Origin of the sequence: Mesorhizobium sp. M0166 (genome assembly GCF_040322255.1) — a bacterium.
Classification (GTDB): Bacteria; Pseudomonadota; Alphaproteobacteria; order Rhizobiales; family Rhizobiaceae; genus Mesorhizobium.
Genome location: NZ_JAMYTD010000114.1, coordinates 1 through 930, shown reverse-complemented (window position 1 = coordinate 930; position 930 = coordinate 1). Strand labels below are relative to the sequence as shown.

Below are 930 nucleotides of genomic sequence, written 5' to 3'. Positions count from 1 at the left end.
CACCACCGTGCCATGGCCGCTCGCCCTTCAGAGCAAGCGCCGTTCTCTCTCCAAAACTTTTTGCAGAACCTTCAGGACACTATCGGTATTCTTATGGATGTTCATCCGGTCCCCCTGGAGTCACTGAAGCTTCGACAATCTCAGCTTTCCCGGTTCGGACCGGATGGACAAGCTACTGAAAGCTCACAACTAGCTACCAATGCGATCAGCTTTCGGGCTATCGGGCGCATCCAGGGAGGATGGGTATGTTCTTGGCTAACGGGCTCAAGCTGCGGGACCGCGGGTGCACGCTGGCACTGATGCCTCGGACAAGGCAGTGCCCGCCCACTTTTACCGCCTGAGGCGAGGCTGTTGGCGATCATATTTGTATGTGCGCCTGCACTGGCGGCAAACGCGTCGGATCAGGCGTGCCGGTCCATCGCCAAGCTCAAAATTCCAAGCGTGATCTTTACCGAGGCTAGCCTTCAAAAGCCGCAGGAGATCCCCGCAGATCCCTTCACTGCATTCACCGGCGAAAACGGGGGCATCAGAGCCCGGACGCCTTGGTGAGATTTACGCGGAAACGATCGCGCCGGCGCTGATAATTTGGCGTCATCTCCGCGGAGGCATGGCCGAGCTGTTTTTGCACATAGCGTTCGTCGACCTCGGCCGACGAGGCGAGGCCGGCGCGCAGTGAGTGGCCGGCGAATTTCTTGGCCCGTTCGCCCTCCGACAGATCGCCGCGCACGCCGGCGGCGAGCGCCGTGCGCTTGACCAGGCGTGCGACCTCCTGGTCGTTCAAGCGATCGGCACCGACGGCTCTGCCTTGACCAGCAACGCGCCGAAACAGCGGTCCGTGCGCAATGCGCGCCAGTCTTAGCCAGGTCTGCAGAGCGACCACAGGGCAGGTGGCGTCGGAGGAGCCGCGGCCGATTTCGACCTCGCGCCAGC

Annotated in this window: 1 protein-coding gene; it reads right to left on the bottom strand. The window is 61.8% G+C overall.

What is annotated here, in order from left to right:
- Positions 1–526 precede the first annotated feature (526 nt).
- Positions 527–930: tyrosine-type recombinase/integrase (locus NKJ46_RS34655; RefSeq protein ID WP_352671846.1), on the bottom strand; the 404-nt coding region annotated here is incomplete at its 5' end.